The 16,086-nt window shown below is 64.4% G+C and carries 13 protein-coding genes and 2 pseudogenes; 10 read left to right on the plus strand and 5 right to left on the minus strand.

The window, feature by feature from the left end; genetic code table 11:
• Positions 1 to 347 precede the first annotated feature (347 nt).
• Positions 348 to 575 carry an anti-sigma factor family protein gene (locus B4U45_RS26190; RefSeq protein ID WP_016343723.1) on the plus strand — a complete coding sequence of 76 codons (228 nt, stop codon included), beginning with the start codon at positions 348 to 350 and terminating at the stop codon, positions 573 to 575.
• 75 nt (positions 576 to 650) lie between these two features.
• On the opposite strand, the gene B4U45_RS26195 is transcribed toward B4U45_RS26190, so the two are convergent.
• Both B4U45_RS26195 and B4U45_RS26200 read right to left on the minus strand, forming a co-directional pair.
• Entirely contained in the window at positions 651 to 1,346 is a 696-nt protein-coding gene (locus tag B4U45_RS26195) for a cysteine hydrolase family protein (protein ID WP_226069240.1), read from the minus strand.
• A 143-nt stretch (positions 1,347 to 1,489) separates the two neighbouring features.
• Complete coding sequence (locus tag B4U45_RS26200; protein ID WP_082275296.1) at positions 1,490 to 2,158, minus strand: TetR/AcrR family transcriptional regulator; 669 nt, start codon at positions 2,156 to 2,158, stop codon at positions 1,490 to 1,492.
• 94 nt (positions 2,159 to 2,252) lie between these two features.
• On the opposite strand from B4U45_RS26200, the gene acuR reads away from it, so the two are divergent.
• The 9 genes and pseudogenes from acuR to B4U45_RS26245 all read left to right on the plus strand — a co-directional run bounded on the left by acuR (position 2,253) and on the right by B4U45_RS26245 (position 11,865).
• Entirely contained in the window at positions 2,253 to 2,885 is a 633-nt protein-coding gene (acuR, locus tag B4U45_RS26205) for an acrylate utilization transcriptional regulator AcuR (protein WP_016343726.1), read from the plus strand.
• Between the two features lie 14 nt (positions 2,886 to 2,899).
• Entirely contained in the window at positions 2,900 to 3,883 is a 984-nt protein-coding gene (acuI, locus tag B4U45_RS26210; protein ID WP_041927776.1) for an acrylyl-CoA reductase (NADPH), read from the plus strand.
• A gap of 208 nt (positions 3,884 to 4,091) precedes the next feature.
• Positions 4,092 to 4,733, plus strand: a complete 642-nt coding sequence (locus B4U45_RS26215; protein WP_016343728.1) for an SDR family oxidoreductase — start codon at positions 4,092 to 4,094, stop codon at positions 4,731 to 4,733.
• 343 nt (positions 4,734 to 5,076) lie between these two features.
• Positions 5,077 to 5,472 (plus strand): annotated as a pseudogene (locus B4U45_RS26220) (HNH endonuclease signature motif containing protein); the annotation flags it as partial.
• Between the two features lie 31 nt (positions 5,473 to 5,503).
• On the plus strand, positions 5,504 to 7,447 hold the full coding sequence (gene uvrC / locus B4U45_RS26225; protein ID WP_075546029.1) for an excinuclease ABC subunit UvrC: 1,944 nt from the start codon (positions 5,504 to 5,506) through the stop codon (positions 7,445 to 7,447).
• On the plus strand, positions 7,444 to 8,349 hold the full coding sequence (gene rapZ, locus B4U45_RS26230) for an RNase adapter RapZ (protein ID WP_075546030.1): 906 nt from the start codon (positions 7,444 to 7,446) through the stop codon (positions 8,347 to 8,349). Before uvrC ends, rapZ begins: the two co-directional genes overlap by 4 nt.
• Positions 8,346 to 9,432, plus strand: a pseudogene (locus tag B4U45_RS26235) (YvcK family protein). The gene rapZ and the pseudogene B4U45_RS26235 overlap by 4 nt, the downstream one beginning before the upstream one ends.
• Positions 9,429 to 10,406, plus strand: coding sequence for a DNA-binding protein WhiA (gene whiA / locus B4U45_RS26240; RefSeq protein ID WP_089025236.1), 978 nt, complete (start codon positions 9,429 to 9,431; stop codon positions 10,404 to 10,406). The pseudogene B4U45_RS26235 and the gene whiA overlap by 4 nt, the downstream one beginning before the upstream one ends.
• A 73-nt stretch (positions 10,407 to 10,479) precedes the next feature.
• Positions 10,480 to 11,865 (plus strand): WS/DGAT/MGAT family O-acyltransferase, encoded by a 1,386-nt coding sequence (locus tag B4U45_RS26245; protein WP_075546033.1) that lies wholly within the window; start codon positions 10,480 to 10,482, stop codon positions 11,863 to 11,865.
• A 289-nt stretch (positions 11,866 to 12,154) separates the two neighbouring features.
• Here the strand turns inward: B4U45_RS26245 and B4U45_RS26250 are convergent, their stop codons facing one another.
• The 3 genes from B4U45_RS26250 to B4U45_RS26260 are packed head-to-tail and all read right to left on the minus strand — an operon-like array spanning position 12,155 to position 15,807.
• Positions 12,155 to 13,432 (minus strand): alpha/beta hydrolase, encoded by a 1,278-nt coding sequence (locus tag B4U45_RS26250; protein ID WP_219859547.1) that lies wholly within the window; start codon positions 13,430 to 13,432, stop codon positions 12,155 to 12,157.
• Positions 13,429 to 15,063, minus strand: a complete 1,635-nt coding sequence (gene fadD12 / locus B4U45_RS26255; RefSeq protein ID WP_075546035.1) for an acyl-CoA ligase FadD12 — start codon at positions 15,061 to 15,063, stop codon at positions 13,429 to 13,431. Before fadD12 ends, B4U45_RS26250 begins: the two co-directional genes overlap by 4 nt.
• Before the next feature lie 3 nt (positions 15,064 to 15,066).
• The gene (locus B4U45_RS26260; RefSeq protein WP_089025235.1) at positions 15,067 to 15,807 is read right to left on the minus strand and encodes a lysophospholipid acyltransferase family protein; all 741 of its coding nucleotides are present in this window, start codon (positions 15,805 to 15,807) and stop codon (positions 15,067 to 15,069) included.
• Positions 15,808 to 16,086 lie beyond the last annotated feature (279 nt).

Here is a 16,086-nt window from a genome sequence, read left to right on the forward strand (position 1 = left end):
CACCTCGCTTCGTGCGGGTGACGAGGGCGGCTTCGTGCAAGTTGTCGACTTGCAAGCCCCACGACGCCACGCCTCGCACGCGACTACGTCAGGACACCGATCGCCGAAGGCCCCCTACAGGAAGGCCTCTTACACAAAGGAATCGGCTCTTCCCAGGATCAGTCACCTAGGTTCACAGAGCTGTCTGCGAACTTTCATAGGAGGAAAGGTCGCAGTCCCTTGGCGACGAGAAACTGGACGAGGAGTCGGAGCAACGAAGCCATCCTCGGGAATTTTTCCTCAAGCACCGGGGAGCATGGTCGCCGGCGAGCCGGTCGCTCATGTACTACATGAAAGGATGCAGACAGATGAGATGCAACGAACTCGCCGAACTACTCACCGAATACCTGGACGACTCGCTCGGTTCGAGCGACCACGTGAGGCTCGAAACGCACCTGTCCGAGTGCGACGGATGCGCAAACTATCGCACTCAATACATATCGACGATCGCAATCTTGAATCAGATCCCCGTGGCCGGCTTCAAGCGCACGCTGCGCGATACGTTATCGGCGCACTTTCACCAACGGCGCCGCTGAGCTTCGCAGGGCAACCGAGTTCAGCTCAGCAACAATGGATACACCAACTTTGCTGCCGTCAGCGCCCATCGGTCTTTAGGTGGCTTGCGCCAACTCAGCCACCGCTTGATCGGTGGTCCAGATAGCTGAGGCGAGGAATCGGAAATTAATCAGGGCGGCCAAGTATCCGTCGCCTTCGGGCAACCGTGCACCCGCAGTCGCGTCACGGATGACGACAACCTCGAAACCCTGTTCGATCAGCTCACGCAAATGGCTTTCGGTGCACAGATTCGCGGCCATTCCAGCCAGAAGAACTTGGGTCACACCGCGTTTGCGAAGCTGAAGTACGAGATCGTTGGACTGCGGACCCACGATTTTATGGGGAGAAGCGACCACCGTCTTTCCGTCCAGGATGCGGTTCTTGTACCGCTCGAGATAGTCCGCGCCCGAACCGTCGAACCCTTCCAGCTGCAGCGGATGCGTCCGCGCGAACATACCGACACTGTGCATGAAGCGCTCAAGCGGTCCGCCGAATTGCCAGTCCTGATCGGATGGATAGTAATAGTGCGGAGAGATCGCAACCGTGATCCCCGCGCTCTTGGCAGCTGACAGTAGTTGGTCGATGTGCTCGACAGTGTCGTTGTCTTCGACGCTGGCGCCGAACACCGACCATGTTGCACCATCGGGGCTGAGAAAGTCGTTCTGCGGGTCAGTCACGACGAGCGCAGCGTGCGTCACGTCAAGCTGGAAGCCAGATGGCGGAAGTCCGGGCTCTGCGGGCTCGTCGTACACGGATGAAGTCGACATTGGATGGGAGTCCCTTTCCTATCGGGCGCTAGTGCGCGACACACGGCAGCGCCCGGAAAGTATAAATAGACGACCGGTCGGATATCAACAAGTCCGGCCTTTCGGACCTCGATGATGGAGGCGGGACTTCAGGACGTGCCGACCAAACCCACCAACTGCGGCAAGGTTATTCGTGAGAAACGGTCGTATGGAGCGCGGGTGCGATCGATCCTGGCGCGAAGCACTGCCCCTTCCCACGCTTCGATAATCAAACCTGCGACTTCGCGACGCCGTTGAGGCGTTCCCTCTGTGAAAACAGCGGCCAGTTCGTGCTCCCAAACACAAACAATGCCGCGTAGCTTTTCGTGGACCGACGCACTGGTGGCTGAGACTTCGAGCGCGAGATTGCCAATTAGGCAGCCGCGCATAAAGGTGTGGCGCTCGTGCTCGTCGGCAATCACCGCGAAGTAGCGTTGCAGGCGGCGAACCGGTGTCCCGCGACCTAGCAGCAAGGATCCCGACCGGTCCTGAAGTTCGAGCCAGTACTGGCCTAGCACTGCGACAACAAAGGCTTCTTTGCTCTCGTAGTACGTGTAGAATGCCGCCTTCGGTACGTCGGCACGATCGGCAATTTCCTTGACACCTGTCGCGTTGACGCCACGGGCATAGAAGAGCTCGAGTCCACTAGCGAGTAACCGTCTGCGGATATCCGGGTTCCCCGGGCGAGGCACAGGAGCAGAGTAACTGACCGAACAGGGACCTTGGCCGTGCACGGCACCAACTCGACCACGCGCGTCCAGACGCACATATCCGGTCAAGTGAGCATTTTTTGTGCGCCATTGCGCAGCACGAACTCACCGGGCGCTGAACGCCCCCGTGGACATTTAGAGACAATCGGTCTAATCTCATCACATGAGCGCTTCCATTGTCCGGCCTCGTCGTGGACGGCCGCCAAAAGTCAGCCGTGACCACGAAGACACGCGGGAAGCATTGCTTCGCTGCGGGATGGAAATCCTGACTGCTCAGGGCCTCACTGCGACAGGTATTGAATCGGTGCTCAAGCGCGTCGATGTACCGAAGGGCTCGTTTTATCACTACTTCGACAGCAAAGACGCATTCGGTCTGGAGGTGCTGCAGAGCTACGCGGAGTATTTCGCGCGCAAACTTGATCGCTGGCTGTTGGACGACAGTCTGCCACCACTGCAACGTCTGACCCTTTTCGTCGAGGACGCGAAAGCCGGAATGGCCAGACACAGGTTTGATCGTGGATGCCTTGTTGGCAATCTTGGGCAAGAAGTTCGGACACTTCCCGAGAGCTATCGCACGAAACTCGAAGAAACACTTGAGGACTGGGAGCAGCGCTTACAGGACTGCCTGCGACTGGCCGTTGACGTAGGAGATCTTCCGGCCGACACCGACTGCGCCGCGCTATCACGGTTCTTCTGGATCGGTTGGGAGGGAGCGGTATTGCGCACCAAACTCGCTCGGACAGTCGAACCGCTCGACGTGTTTTTCAGTGGATTCCTCGCATGTGCCCGCGCGTAGGAGAAGGGAATACGATGTTCAGCGCGATTGTGGTTGAGAAGACCAACACGGACTACCGTGCGGAAATGCGGCGGATCGGCAGCGACGACCTACCTGAGGGGCAAGTGACCGTCCGGGTCGCATACAGCAGCCTCAATTACAAAGACGCCCTGGCCATCACCGGTAGGGGCCCCGTCGTCCGTCGCTTCCCGATGGTCCCGGGAATCGACTTAGCCGGCGTCGTTGAGGCCAGCAATGACGCGCGCTACAAACCCGGTGATCACGTTCTGGTGAACGGTTGGGGACTGGGCGAGACCCACTGGGGAGGGCTTGCACAGATCGCTCGGCTCCAGGCGGACTGGCTAGTGCCACTCCCCCCCTCGTTCACCGAGGCGCAGGCCACTGCCATCGGCACTGCGGGCTATACAGCGATGCTTTGCCTGATGGCACTCGAACAACACGGGGTCACCCCTAGTGACGGTGAAGTACTCGTCACCGGTGCCAGTGGCGGCGTCGGAAGCATCGCGGTCACGCTGCTCGCGAGCAACGGCTACACGGTCGTCGCGGCAACCGGCCGCCTCGCTGAGGCAGACTATCTGCGGAGGTTGGGTGCGGCTACGGTGATCGACCGAGCCGAACTCGCCGAACCGGGCCGCCCCTTGGGCAGCGAGCGCTGGGCCGGCGCTATCGACTCCGTGGGCAGCCACACACTGGCTAATGTGTGTGCCACCACCAGTGCCGAGGGAGCCGTCGCCGCGTGTGGCATGGCTCAAGGCATGGAATTCCCAAGCACTGTTGCGCCATTCATCCTGCGCGGAGTGAGCCTGTTGGGTATCAACAGTGTCACGCAGCCCCACGCCAAACGCGTCACAGCGTGGGGCCGGCTGAGCAGGGACCTCGACACCGGACACCTAGGAGAGATCAGCCACGAGATCGGCCTCACTGACGCTATCTCCACTTCAACAGATCTTCTTGAGGGCCGAGTGAGGGGCCGCATCATCGTTGACGTGAATCGCTAACTCCCCTTTGCTGGAGCAGTGCGGGATAGTCGCTAGAGCTGACGGGTTACCTGCACGATAGGCACGTGCTCTCCCGCAGCATGCGATCAGCACAACCGAGGGGCCGCCAGCTCGCCAGTATCTGTCGTGCCGGACTTGGCCGAGTAGGAAATACCTTGATGGCCGCTTATAACGCCCACCAGACACGACGACGGAAGGAGCAGCATTCATGACACGAGTTCTTGTACTTGGTGCCGGAGGCAGAATCGCGCAAATCGTAGTACGCGAACTGCTCCACGACGAGAGCGTGAATCTCACCCTCTACCTACGGAACGACCAACGCTTGCACGACTTGCCCGACCTCCGCGCAACGGCAGTAGAAGGTGATGTCCTTAACGGAAGTCTCCTGAAACAAGCGGTCGAGGGACAGGACATCGTCTATGCCAACCTTGGCGGTAAAGATATCGTGGACCAAGCGCGTGGGGTCGTCACTGCGCTTGAGGGCGCTCGCGTGCGAAGGCTCATTTGGATCTCGACGCTAGGGATCTACGACGAAGTCCCCGGCGAGTTTGGCCGTTGGAACCACCGGATGCTCGACGGCGGCTATCTCGAAACCTACGCCGCAGCGGCGAAAGTGATCGAGTCTTCGCGCCTTGACTACACAATCATCAGACCCGCATGGCTTACAGACAAAGACGAAGTGGACTACGAGATCACCCAGAAAGGAGAACCTTTCAAAGGCACCGAGGTATCCCGAAAAAGCATCGCGGCACTCGTCGTACGATTGATTACCGATCCCTCACAAGAACTCCACGGCTCACTGGGAGTAAACAAGCCAGGCACCGACGCCGACAAGCCTGCATGGCAGTAATTCCGGACGCGATCGGGAAGAGCCGTTGGATAGTTGGATAGTCCAGGCGCAATGCGAACTCTGGGCCTGTGGTCGCTGCCTGCGTCGGGCGGCGCAAGTTCACCCTCGCGGGAGCACTAGACCGCCTAGGTCGTGTACGAGCAGGCCAAGCGGATCGTCATTGGCTGCATGCTCCACAGGCGATGACAACATCTGAAGAGACTTCACTCAGAGGAGGCGGCACAACCCCATAGATCGTGTACGGGCTTCAGTACGTACGTTGACGCTCACCCAGCTTTGCTCACGCTCACCAGCGCCATACTGGGAGAATGCAGGCAAGAAGCAGGTAGATCAACGACTTGTAACCAACCTGAAATGCCTTTGTAGAAAACATCATTTGCTGAAAACGTTCTGGGGCTGGCGCGACATGCAGCTGCCCGACGGGACAGTGATCTGGCTTCTTCCCGACGGACATACCTACGTGACCACTCCGGGCAGTGCACTGCTCTTTCCGAACCTGTGCGCGCCAACCGGCGACGCGCCGGCCGCCTCGCCTGGTCCCCACCGGCGCAGCGAAGACCGCGAAGTCATGATGCCCCGCCGCAGCAGCACCCGAGCTCAAAACCGCGCGAAACGCATCATCGCCGAACGCCGACACAACCGCCTGGCCACCCAGGCCGCCGAGGCTCAAGCCGAGTACGTCGGTGCGCACGACACCCCGGAACTGCCACCTGATCCCGACGAGCCCCCGCCTTTCTAGACGCGCTTCTCACGACTACTAGCCTGGGTACGTGCCAGATCCCGCAACGTACCGCCCCGCGCCCGGGTTCATCCCGGTCGAGCCCGGCGTCTACCGGTTCCGGGACCCGCACGGGCGGGTGATCTACGTCGGCAAGGCAAAAAGTCTGCGCAGCCGGCTGACGTCATACTTCGCCGATGTCGCGCATCTGCATCCGAGGACCCGGCAGATGGTGACCACCGCGGCCAAGGTCGAGTGGACGGTGGTCAACACCGAGGTCGAGGCGCTGCAGCTGGAGTACAACTGGATCAAGGAATTTGACCCCCGCTTCAACGTTCGCTACCGCGACGACAAGTCGTATCCGACGCTGGCCGTCACGCTCAACGAGGAATTTCCGCGGTTGATGGTCTATCGCGGTCCACGGCGCAAAGGTGTCCGCTATTTCGGGCCGTACTCGCACGCGTGGGCCATCCGGGAAACGCTGGATCTGCTCACCCGGGTGTTTCCCGCGCGAACCTGCTCGGCCGGAGTGTTCAAGCGCCACAAGCAAATCGAGCGCCCATGCCTGCTCGGCTACATCGACAAATGTACGGCTCCGTGCGTGGGAAGGGTCAGCGCTGAGCAGCATCGCCAGATTGTGGAGGACTTCTGCGACTTCCTGTCGGGTAAGACCGATCGCTATGCCCGCGAGTTGGAACGTCAGATGAACGCCGCGGCCGAGCAGCTGGATTTCGAGCGAGCCGCCCGGCTTCGCGACGACCTGTCGGCGCTCAAGCGGGCCATGGAGAAGCAGGCCGTGGTGCTCGGCGACGGCATTGACGCCGACGTGATGGCCTTCGCCGACGACGACCTCGAAGCCGCGGTGCAGGTGTTCCACGTCCGTGGCGGCCGGGTCCGTGGTCAGCGCGGCTGGATCGTCGAAAAGTCAGGAGACCCTGGGGATTCCGGTGAGGAGCAGTTGGTCGAACAGTTCCTCACTCAGTTCTATGGCGAGCAGGCCGAGTTGGGTAGCGCCGTAGACGAATCAGTCAACCCGGTTCCGCGTGAGGTGCTGGTGCCCTGTCTGCCGTCCAACTCCGAGGAGTTGTCCAGCTGGCTGTCGGGTCTGCGTGGCTCTCGGGTCACGCTGCGGGTGCCGCGCCGCGGCGACAAGCGGGCGTTGGCCGAGACCGTGCAGCGCAATGCGAAAGAGGCGTTGCAGCAACACAAGTTGAAGCGAGCCGGTGACTTCAACGCCAGATCGGCTGCACTGCAGAATATTCAGGAAGCTCTCGGGTTGGCCGACGCGCCGCTGCGCATCGAGTGTGTCGACATCAGCCATGTGCAGGGCACCGACGTGGTGGGCTCGCTGGTGGTCTTCGAGGACGGTTTGCCGCGCAAGTCGGATTACCGCCACTTCGGGATCCGGGAGGCCGCCGGCCAGGGACGCTCCGACGACGTCGCCTCCATCGCGGAAGTGACCCGACGACGCTTCCTGCGCCACCTCAGTGATCAAATCGATCCGAATCTGCTTAGCCCGGAAGGGAAGTCACGGCGGTTCGCTTACCCGCCCAACCTTTACGTCGTCGACGGGGGCGCACCGCAGGTCAATGCCGCCCAAGCCGTCCTCGATGAACTGGGTGTCGGCGACGTCGCGGTGATCGGCCTGGCCAAGCGGCTGGAAGAGGTGTGGGTGCCGTCCGAGCCGGACCCCGTCATCATGCCGCGCAACAGCGAGGGTCTGTATCTGCTGCAGCGGGTGCGCGACGAGGCGCACCGATTCGCCATCACTTACCATCGGAGCAAACGATCCAAGCGAATGACGGCGTCGGCGCTCGATGGGGTGCCCGGATTGGGAGAACACCGTCGCAAGGCGCTGGTCACCCATTTCGGGTCGATCGCGCGCCTCAAGGAGGCCACCGTAGACCAGATCACCGCCGTTCCGGGTATCGGCGTAGCCACGGCTACGGCTGTCCTCGAGGCGCTGCGCCCTGACCGATCGGAAGCTTCGGAATGACCGGGGACAGCTCAGCGGGCCCGGAAAATCATGCATCGCCCGATATCGACGTGGTTCTGGTGACCGGGTTGTCCGGAGCCGGACGCGGCACGGCGGCCAAGGTGCTGGAGGACCTGGGCTGGTATGTCGCAGACAACCTGCCGCCCCAGCTGATCACCCGCATGGTTGACTTCGGGCTGGCAGCGGGATCGCGGATCACCCAACTGGCCGTGGTGATGGACGTGCGGTCCCGCGGATTCACCGGCGACCTGGACGAGGTGCGCAACGAACTGGCTACCCGCAACATCACCCCCCGGGTGGTGTTCATGGAGGCTTCGGACGACATGTTGGTGCGCCGCTACGAAAATAACCGCCGCAGCCACCCGCTGCAGGGCCAGCAGACGCTGGCCGAGGGCATCGCCGCCGAACGCAAAATGCTGGCGCCGGTGCGCGCCAACGCGGACCTGATCATCGACACCTCGACGCTGTCGGTACGAGGCTTGCGGGAAAGCATCGAGCGCGCGTTCGGCAGCGACGGCGGCGCGACCACCAGCGTCACCGTCGAATCCTTCGGCTTCAAATACGGGCTGCCGATGGACGCCGACATGGTGATGGACGTGCGTTTTCTGCCCAACCCACACTGGGTGGACGAGCTGCGGCCACTCACCGGCCAACACCCCGCGGTGCGCGATTATGTGCTGGAGCAACCCGGCGCGGCCGAGTTCCTCGAGACTTACCATCGGCTGCTGTCGCTGGTCGTCGGGGGCTACCGCAGGGAGGGGAAGCGCTATATGACGGTTGCCGTCGGCTGCACCGGCGGCAAGCATCGCAGTGTGGCGATCGCCGAAGCGCTGATGCGGCTGCTCGGCTCCGATCCGCGGCTATCGGTACGGGTGCTGCACCGGGATCTGGGTCGCGAATGAACACGCCAACCGGCCCGCAGTCAAGCCATAACATCGTCGCTCTGGGCGGCGGACACGGGTTGTATGCGACGTTATCGGCGGCGCGCCGGCTGACTCCCTACGTCACCGCGATCGTGACCGTCGCCGACGACGGTGGTTCCTCGGGCCGGCTGCGCAGCGAACTCGGCGTGGTGCCGCCCGGAGACTTGCGAATGGCGTTGGCGGCCTTGGCATCTGACAGCCCCCACGGGCGCTTGTGGGCGACCATTCTGCAGCATCGATTCGGTGGTGATGGCGCCCTGGCCGGACATCCGATCGGCAATCTGATTCTTGCCGGCCTGTCGGAGGTCCTTGCCGATCCGGTTGCCGCGCTCGACGAACTCGGACGCATCCTGGGCGTCAAGGGCAGGGTGTTGCCGATGTGCCCGATCGCGCTGCAGATCGAGGCCGACGTGTCCGGCCTGGAGTCCGACCCGCGAATGTTCCGGCTGATCCGCGGGCAGGTGGCGATCGCCACCACACCGGGAAAGGTGCGGCGGGTGCGGTTGCTGCCCCCGGACCCGCCGGCGACCCGCCAGGCGGTCGACGCCATCATGGCTGCCGACCTGGTGGTCCTGGGACCCGGCTCGTGGTTCACCAGCGTGATCCCGCATGTGCTGGTGCCCGGACTGCTCACGGCGCTGCAGACCACCACCGCCCAGCGGGCGCTGGTGCTCAACCTGGTGGCCGAGCCGGGGGAGACGGCGGGCTTTTCGGTTGAGCGTCATCTGCACGTGCTGGCCCAGCATGCCCCGGGGTTCACCGTGCACGACATCATCATCGACGCCGAACGAGTGCCCAGCGAGCGGGAGCGCGAGCAACTGCGCCGGACCGCGACGCTGCTACAGGCCGAGGTGCACTTCGCCGACGTCGCCAGACCTGGTACACCTTTACATGACCCGGGCAAGCTGGCGGCCGTCCTCGACGCGGTGCGGGCGCGGGACAGAGGCCCGGCGGCGACTCCGGTGACGACACAGGAGATACCGATCGAGGGTGGACGTCAACAGACCGGCGTGCACGGCGCTGGGCGGCAACGGACCGAGGGGTGACGACGCGTGGCGATGACGACCGAAGTCAAGGACGAGTTGAGTCGTCTGGTGGTCAAATCGGTCAGTGCGCGGCGAGCTGAGGTCACCTCCCTGCTGCGGTTCGCCGGCGGCTTGCACATCGTGGGCGGCCGGGTGGTCGTCGAGGCCGAGGTGGATTTGGGCAGCATCGCCCGGCGGCTGCGCAAGGACATCTTCGAGCTGTATGGCTACAACGCGGTGGTGCACGTGTTGTCGGCCAGCGGCATTCGCAAGAACACCCGATACGTGCTGCGGGTCGCCAACGACGGTGAGGCGCTCGCTCGCCAGACCGGGTTGCTGGATGTGCGTGGGCGTCCGGTGCGCGGCCTGCCGGCGCAGGTAGTTGGGGGCAGTGTCGCGGACGCCGAAGCCGCTTGGCGCGGAGCCTTTTTGGCCCACGGATCGCTGACCGAGCCGGGACGTTCGTCGGCGCTGGAGGTGAGCTGTCCCGGCCCGGAGGCTGCGCTCGCGCTGGTTGGTGCGGCACGTCGGCTCGGGGTCAGCGCAAAGGCCCGCGAGGTGCGCGGCGCCGACCGGGTGGTGGTGCGCGACGGCGAGGCGATCGGTGCATTGCTGACCCGGATGGGAGCGCAGGACACCCGGCTGGTATGGGAGGAACGCCGGCTGCGTCGCGAAGTACGCGCGACGGCCAACCGGCTGGCCAACTTCGACGATGCCAACCTACGCCGTTCGGCCCGGGCGGCGGTCGCGGCGGCGGCTCGGGTGGAGCGTGCGCTGGAGATCCTCGGCGACACCGTGCCCGACCATCTGGCCGCGGCCGGCAAACTGCGGGTTGAGCACCGGCAGGCATCGCTGGAGGAGCTGGGCCGCCTCGCCGAACCACCGATGACCAAAGATGCTGTGGCAGGCCGGATCCGGCGATTGCTGTCGATGGCCGACCGCAAGGCTAAGGTCGACGGGATCCCCGATACCGAGTCGGCGGTGACGCCCGACTTGCTCGAGGACGCCTAACCGGCCGGTCGGCGCGATGTGAGATTCTCGGGATAGCTGGCCCCGGCCGGTAGGTGCGGGCTATGGTCTCGGAATGAAGCGGCTCTCGAGTGTCGATGCGGCGTTTTGGTCTGCGGAAACCGCAGGTTGGCATATGCATGTGGGTGCGCTGGCGATCTGCGATCCCACTGACGCGCCCGACTACAGCTTTCAGCGGCTCCGCGAACTGCTCGTCGAGCGATTGCCGGAGCTGCCGCAATTGCGGTGGAAGGTCACCGGCGCCCCGCTGGGCCTGGACCGGCCCTGGTTCGTCGAGGACGAGGACCTCGACATCGACTTCCACGTCCGTCGTATCGGCGTTCCGGGTCCGGGCGGACGACGCGAACTCGAGGAGCTAGTCGGCCGGCTGATGTCCTACAAGCTGGACCGCTCCCGGCCGCTGTGGGAGCTATGGGTCATCGAGGGTGTCGAGGGCGGCCGGATCGCCACGTTGACCAAGATGCACCACGCGATCGTTGACGGCGTCTCCGGTGCCGGTTTGGGTGAAATCCTGTTGGACGTCACGCCCGAACCGCGGGCACCGCAACAGGAAACGGTGGGGTTCGTGGGATTTCAGATTCCCGGCTTGGAGCGGCGTGCGGTCAGCGCACTCATCAACGTCGGCATCATGACACCGTTCCGCATCGCGCGGCTGGTGGAGCAGACCGTGCGACAACAGATCGCTGCTTTGGGTGTGCGCACCAAGCCGCCGCGCTACTTCGACGCCCCCAAGACCCGGTTCAACGCGTCGGTTTCGCCGCACCGGCGGATTACCGGTGCGCGGGTGGAGCTGGCCCGGGTCAAAGCCGTCAAGGACACCTTCGGGGTCAAGCTCAACGACGTCGTCCTCGCGCTGGTGGCGGGGGCGGCCCGGGAATACCTGCAAAAGCACGATGAACTGCCCACCAAGCCGCTGATCGCACAGATTCCCGTCTCTACCCGCACCGACGAGACGAAATCCGATGTGGGCAATCAGATCAGCTCGATGACGGCCTCACTGGCAACCCACATCGAGGACCCCGCCGAGCGGCTCAAGGCGATCCACGACAGCACCCGGAGCGCCAAGGAAATGGCCAAGGCGCTCTCGGCGCATCAGATCATGGGCCTGACCGAGACCACCCCGCCGGGTCTGCTGCAGCTGGCCGCCCGCGCGTATACGGCCACCGGCCTATCGCACAACTTGGCGCCGATCAACCTGGTCGTCTCCAACGTGCCCGGTCCGCAGTTCCCGCTGTACATGGCCGGCGCCAAACTGGATTCGCTGGTGCCGTTGGGGCCACCGGTGATGGATGTCGCCCTCAACGTCACCTGCTTCTCGTACATGGAGTACCTAGATTTCGGTTTCGTGACGACCCCGGAAGTGGCCAACGACATCGACCAGATGGCCGACGCCATCGAGCCGGCGCTGACCGAACTCGAGCACGCCGCCGGCCTGCGCTGACGCGGTTGTCGCCGCGTTAGCTGTCGGGCGACTGGTCTGGTCAGTGGACCGTGGCCGCGCTTTACCGGGCGACTGTGATGCCGTCGTATTTGAGTGTGCGGTGGCGGCTTTGAGTGTGCCAGGGCGGCGGCAACTTCGCGCTGGGACCGCCCTGGCGGCACACTCGACGCCATGAACGCACACTCGACGCCATGAACGCACACTCGACGCCATGAACGCACGCCTGGCGCCCCCGAACCCTGGCAGCGACGAAATTCGATGCCCGCGTTGCGTTGTCGGACCGCCGCAGCTACCGCGCGCCGGGCCCGTTCGTCACATAGACCCAGGACAGGAACCGGGCTACGGCTTCGGCGGCGTGATGTGCGCGTGGGGAACCGAAGATGTCGAAAGCATGTTGGGCATTGGGCAATTCAGCGTAGGCGACCGGGGACTTCGACACCGCGCGCAATTCGTCGACGAATTCCCGGGCTTCGACGACCGGGATGAGGGAGTCGTCGGCGCCGTGCAGCACGAAGAACGGCGGCGCGTCCGCCCGCACGTGATGGATCGGTGACGCATCGACGAAAATCTGCCGATGCTCACTGAATTTCCGCTTCACCACGAACCTTTCGAGCAGCCCGATGAATTCGGGTCGACCGTCGGCGTCGATGGAATACCAGTCGTAGCGCCCGTAGAAGGGGACCGCCGCCACCACCGACGTGTCGGCCCGTTCGAAACCGGGCTGGAACCTGGGCTCGTTGGGCGTCAGCGCCGCCAGGGCCGACAGGTGCCCGCCGGCCGACCCCCCGCTGATCGCAACGAAGTCGGGGCCCCCGCCGTAGGCTGCGATATTCTCCTTGACCCACGCCAGCGCACGTTTCACGTCGACGATGTGCGCGGGCCAGGTGTGCAGCGGAGAGACCCGATAGTTCAGCGACACGCAGACCCAGCCCCGCGAAACCAGGTGGCTCATCAAGGGATATGCCTGCGGGCGGCGCCAGCCCAGCACCCACGCACCGCCGGGCACCTGCACCAGCACCGGCGCCTTGCCGTCGCGGGGCAGGTCGCGGCGACGCCAGATGTCGGCAAGGTTGGCACGCCGGTGCGGGCCGTACGCTACGATGTTGGTCTTCTCGACATAGCGACGACGCGCCACGGTGGTACGCAGCGGCAGGTTACGCCGCCCCCGGCGCGTCGGCTCGGTCGGCAGCGCGGCCAGCTCGGTGGCGTAGTCGGGTCCGAGTCCTTCGGTCAGTCCCGTTTCCAGCACCGGGCCCGGAGTGGTGATGCCGCGGTAGCGGATCACCCCCAAGATCGTCCAGGCCGCAACGGTCAGCGCCAACGCCGCCTTTCCTTTAATTCCGGCGAAATCGCCGCGGCGGCCGCGCCGCACCGCGTCGAGCACCGAGGCGCTCAGATACAGCCCCGGCACCTCCGAGGCCGGCCAGCCGAACCAGAACACCAGGGCCGAGGCGTAGGGGTGCCGGGTAATCGGATGAAATCCGTTGGCGGCGTTGACGAGTTCGACGGCTCCGCGGGTCAGCGGCCGGGGACGGCGCGCCAGCCGCAGCAGTCGCTCGCCTCTCATGAGCCGCTGACCTTCGCCCGCAGATCGGCACGCAGGATCTTGCCGGTGCTGCCGCGCGGCAGCTCGTCGAGAACGGTGATTTCGCGGGGCACCTTGAAGTTGGCCAGGTTGTCGCGCACGTGCTGTTTGAGGGCCTCGGGCGCCGCGCCGCTATCGAGATGAGCGCCGGGCTCGAGCACCACGAACGCCGCGAGCCGTTGGCCGTACTGCTGGTCGTCCACACCGATCACCGCGGCTTCGGCCACGTCGGGATGTGCGGCCAGCGTCTTCTCCACCTCGATCGGGTAGACGTTCTCGCCGCCGGAGACGATCATCTCGTCGTCGCGGCCGACCACGAACAGCCGCCCGTTCTGGTCGAGGTACCCGATGTCGCCCGAGGCCATGAACCCGGCATGGAAGTCTTTCGTGGTCCCGGAGGTGTAACCGTCGAATTGACTGTCATTGCGGACATAGATGCTGCCGACTTCGCCGACCGGTACCTCGTTCAATTCCGGGTCCAGGATCCGGATTTCGGTGCCCTGCGCCGGCCTGCCCGCGGTGTCGGGCGCGGCGCGTAGGTCGGCCGGCGTCGCGGTGGCGATCATGCCCGCCTCGGTGGCGTTGTAGTTGTTGTAGATCACGTCGCCGAACTGGTTCATGAAGGCGATGACGACATCGGGTCGCATCCGGGAGCCGGATGCGGCGGCGAAGCGTAACGTCCTGCCGCTGTGGCGATTACGCACCTCGGCGGGCAACTCCATGATCCGGTCGAACATCACGGGCACCACCGCCAGACCCGTCGCCCGGTGGCGGTCGATGAGGTCCAGCGTGGCCTCCGGGTCGAACTTGCGTCGGGTGATGATCGTGCAGGCCAGCGACGCGGCCAGCACCAGCTGCGAGAACCCCCAGGCGTGGAACATCGGTGCCACGATCACGATGGGCTCCTCGGCGCGCCATGGGGTGCGATCCAGGACAGCTTTCAGCGTGCGAACTCCGCCACTTCCGCCGGAGTGCTTGGCGCCCTTGGGTGTCCCAGTGGTGCCAGACGTTAGCAGGATCAGCTTGCCTTTGGCGCCGGGCCGCCGGGGCCGCTTGCCGGAGTACGCGGCGACCAGCTTTTCGACGGTCAGCTCGTGCTGATTGTCGGCCCATGCCAGGATGCGAGTGGCTTCCGGTTTGGCCGCGAAGGCGCGATCCACCGTCGCGGTGAATTCTTCGTCGTAGATGACAGTGTCGACATTCTCCCGGCCCACCACGTCGGCCAGCGCGGGGGCGGCGAACGATGTGTTGAGCAACAAAATGTGGGCGCCGATCCGGTTGGCCGCGATGAGTGCCTCGACGAACCCGCGATGGTTGCGGCACATGATGCCCACGACCTTCGGGCGACCGGCAGGCAAAGCCTGCAGCGCGGCGGCCAAGGCGTCGCTGCGCTCATCGAGCTGTCGCCAGGTCAGCGTCCCCAGTTCGTCGACCAGCCCCGGCCGGTCCGGGCATCGCTGGGCCGCGCCGGCGAAACCCGCGGTGAATCCCAGACCTTCGCGACGCATCGCGGCGGCAATCTTCAGGTAACGGTCCGGCCGCATCGGTGCGATGATCCCGGCGCGCCGCATCGTCGCGATCAGTCCGAAAGCCTCGTTGACGCGAGATGCCATGGCTCAGCCCAGAATCGGGAAGCGACGCGTGGCCGCGAGGTTGTTGAGGGCTTCCTGCATCACCGCCCGCACATGCGCGTCGACCTCGTCGATGTCGGGGTTTTCGCCGAAGCGTGCGGTGATGTCGATCGGATCCAGCACCTCGGTGACGATTTTGGTCGGCAGCGGCAGGTTAGGCGGAATCGCGGCGCTGAACCCGAACGGAAAACCGAACGAGAGCGGCAGGATGTCGCTGCGCAGCAGCCGCTTTAGTCCGAGGTGCTCGGCCAGCCAGGTGCCTCGCGACAGGTAGAGCTGCGTCTCCTGACCACCGATGGACACGGCGGGCACGATGGGCACGCCGGCTTCGATCGCGGTGCTGACATATCCCTTGCGGCCGTTGAAGTCGATGACGTTCTCGGCGAACGTGGGCCGGTAGGCGTCGTAGTCACCGCCCGGAAACACGATCACCACGCCGCCGGAGCGCAGCGCCTTGGCTGCGTTGTCCCGGCTGGCCCGGATGTAGCCGGTGCGCCGGAACAGCGACCCGGTCAGCCCCATGAACAGAATGTCGTGGCTCAACGTGTAGACGGGCCGGTCGTAGCCGAACTTGTCGTAGAAATCGATGCTGAAGATGGGAACGTCCATCGGGAACATTCCGCCCGAGTGGTTGCCGACCACCAGCGCTCCGCCGGGCGGAAATGAATCCAGTCCATGCACTTCGCACCGGAAGTACGTCTTCAAGATCGGGCGCATGACACTCATCAACCGCTTGGTCAGGCCGGGATCCCACTTGTCGATCTCGGGACCTCCGATGTCGGGGCTGTCGGTGCTCACGTTCCTCCCTGGAGGCTGTCTCTGGGCTGCGTTGCCGTCGAGTCCCTCGATGGTAGCGACCGATGTCGGACCGACGCGCCGGCATGGGCGGCGAAACCGCTCCGTTGTGGCCTGTCGGCGGGCACAGTGGTCATTGATGCCCGCTTCCGGCCGGGCAACTGATCAACGGTGCTGATGAGAGCACAGCCCAGGAGGGACGCACAGGTG

It is taken from the genome of Mycobacterium persicum, assembly GCF_002086915.1.
GTDB lineage: Bacteria > Actinomycetota > Actinomycetes > Mycobacteriales > Mycobacteriaceae > Mycobacterium > Mycobacterium persicum.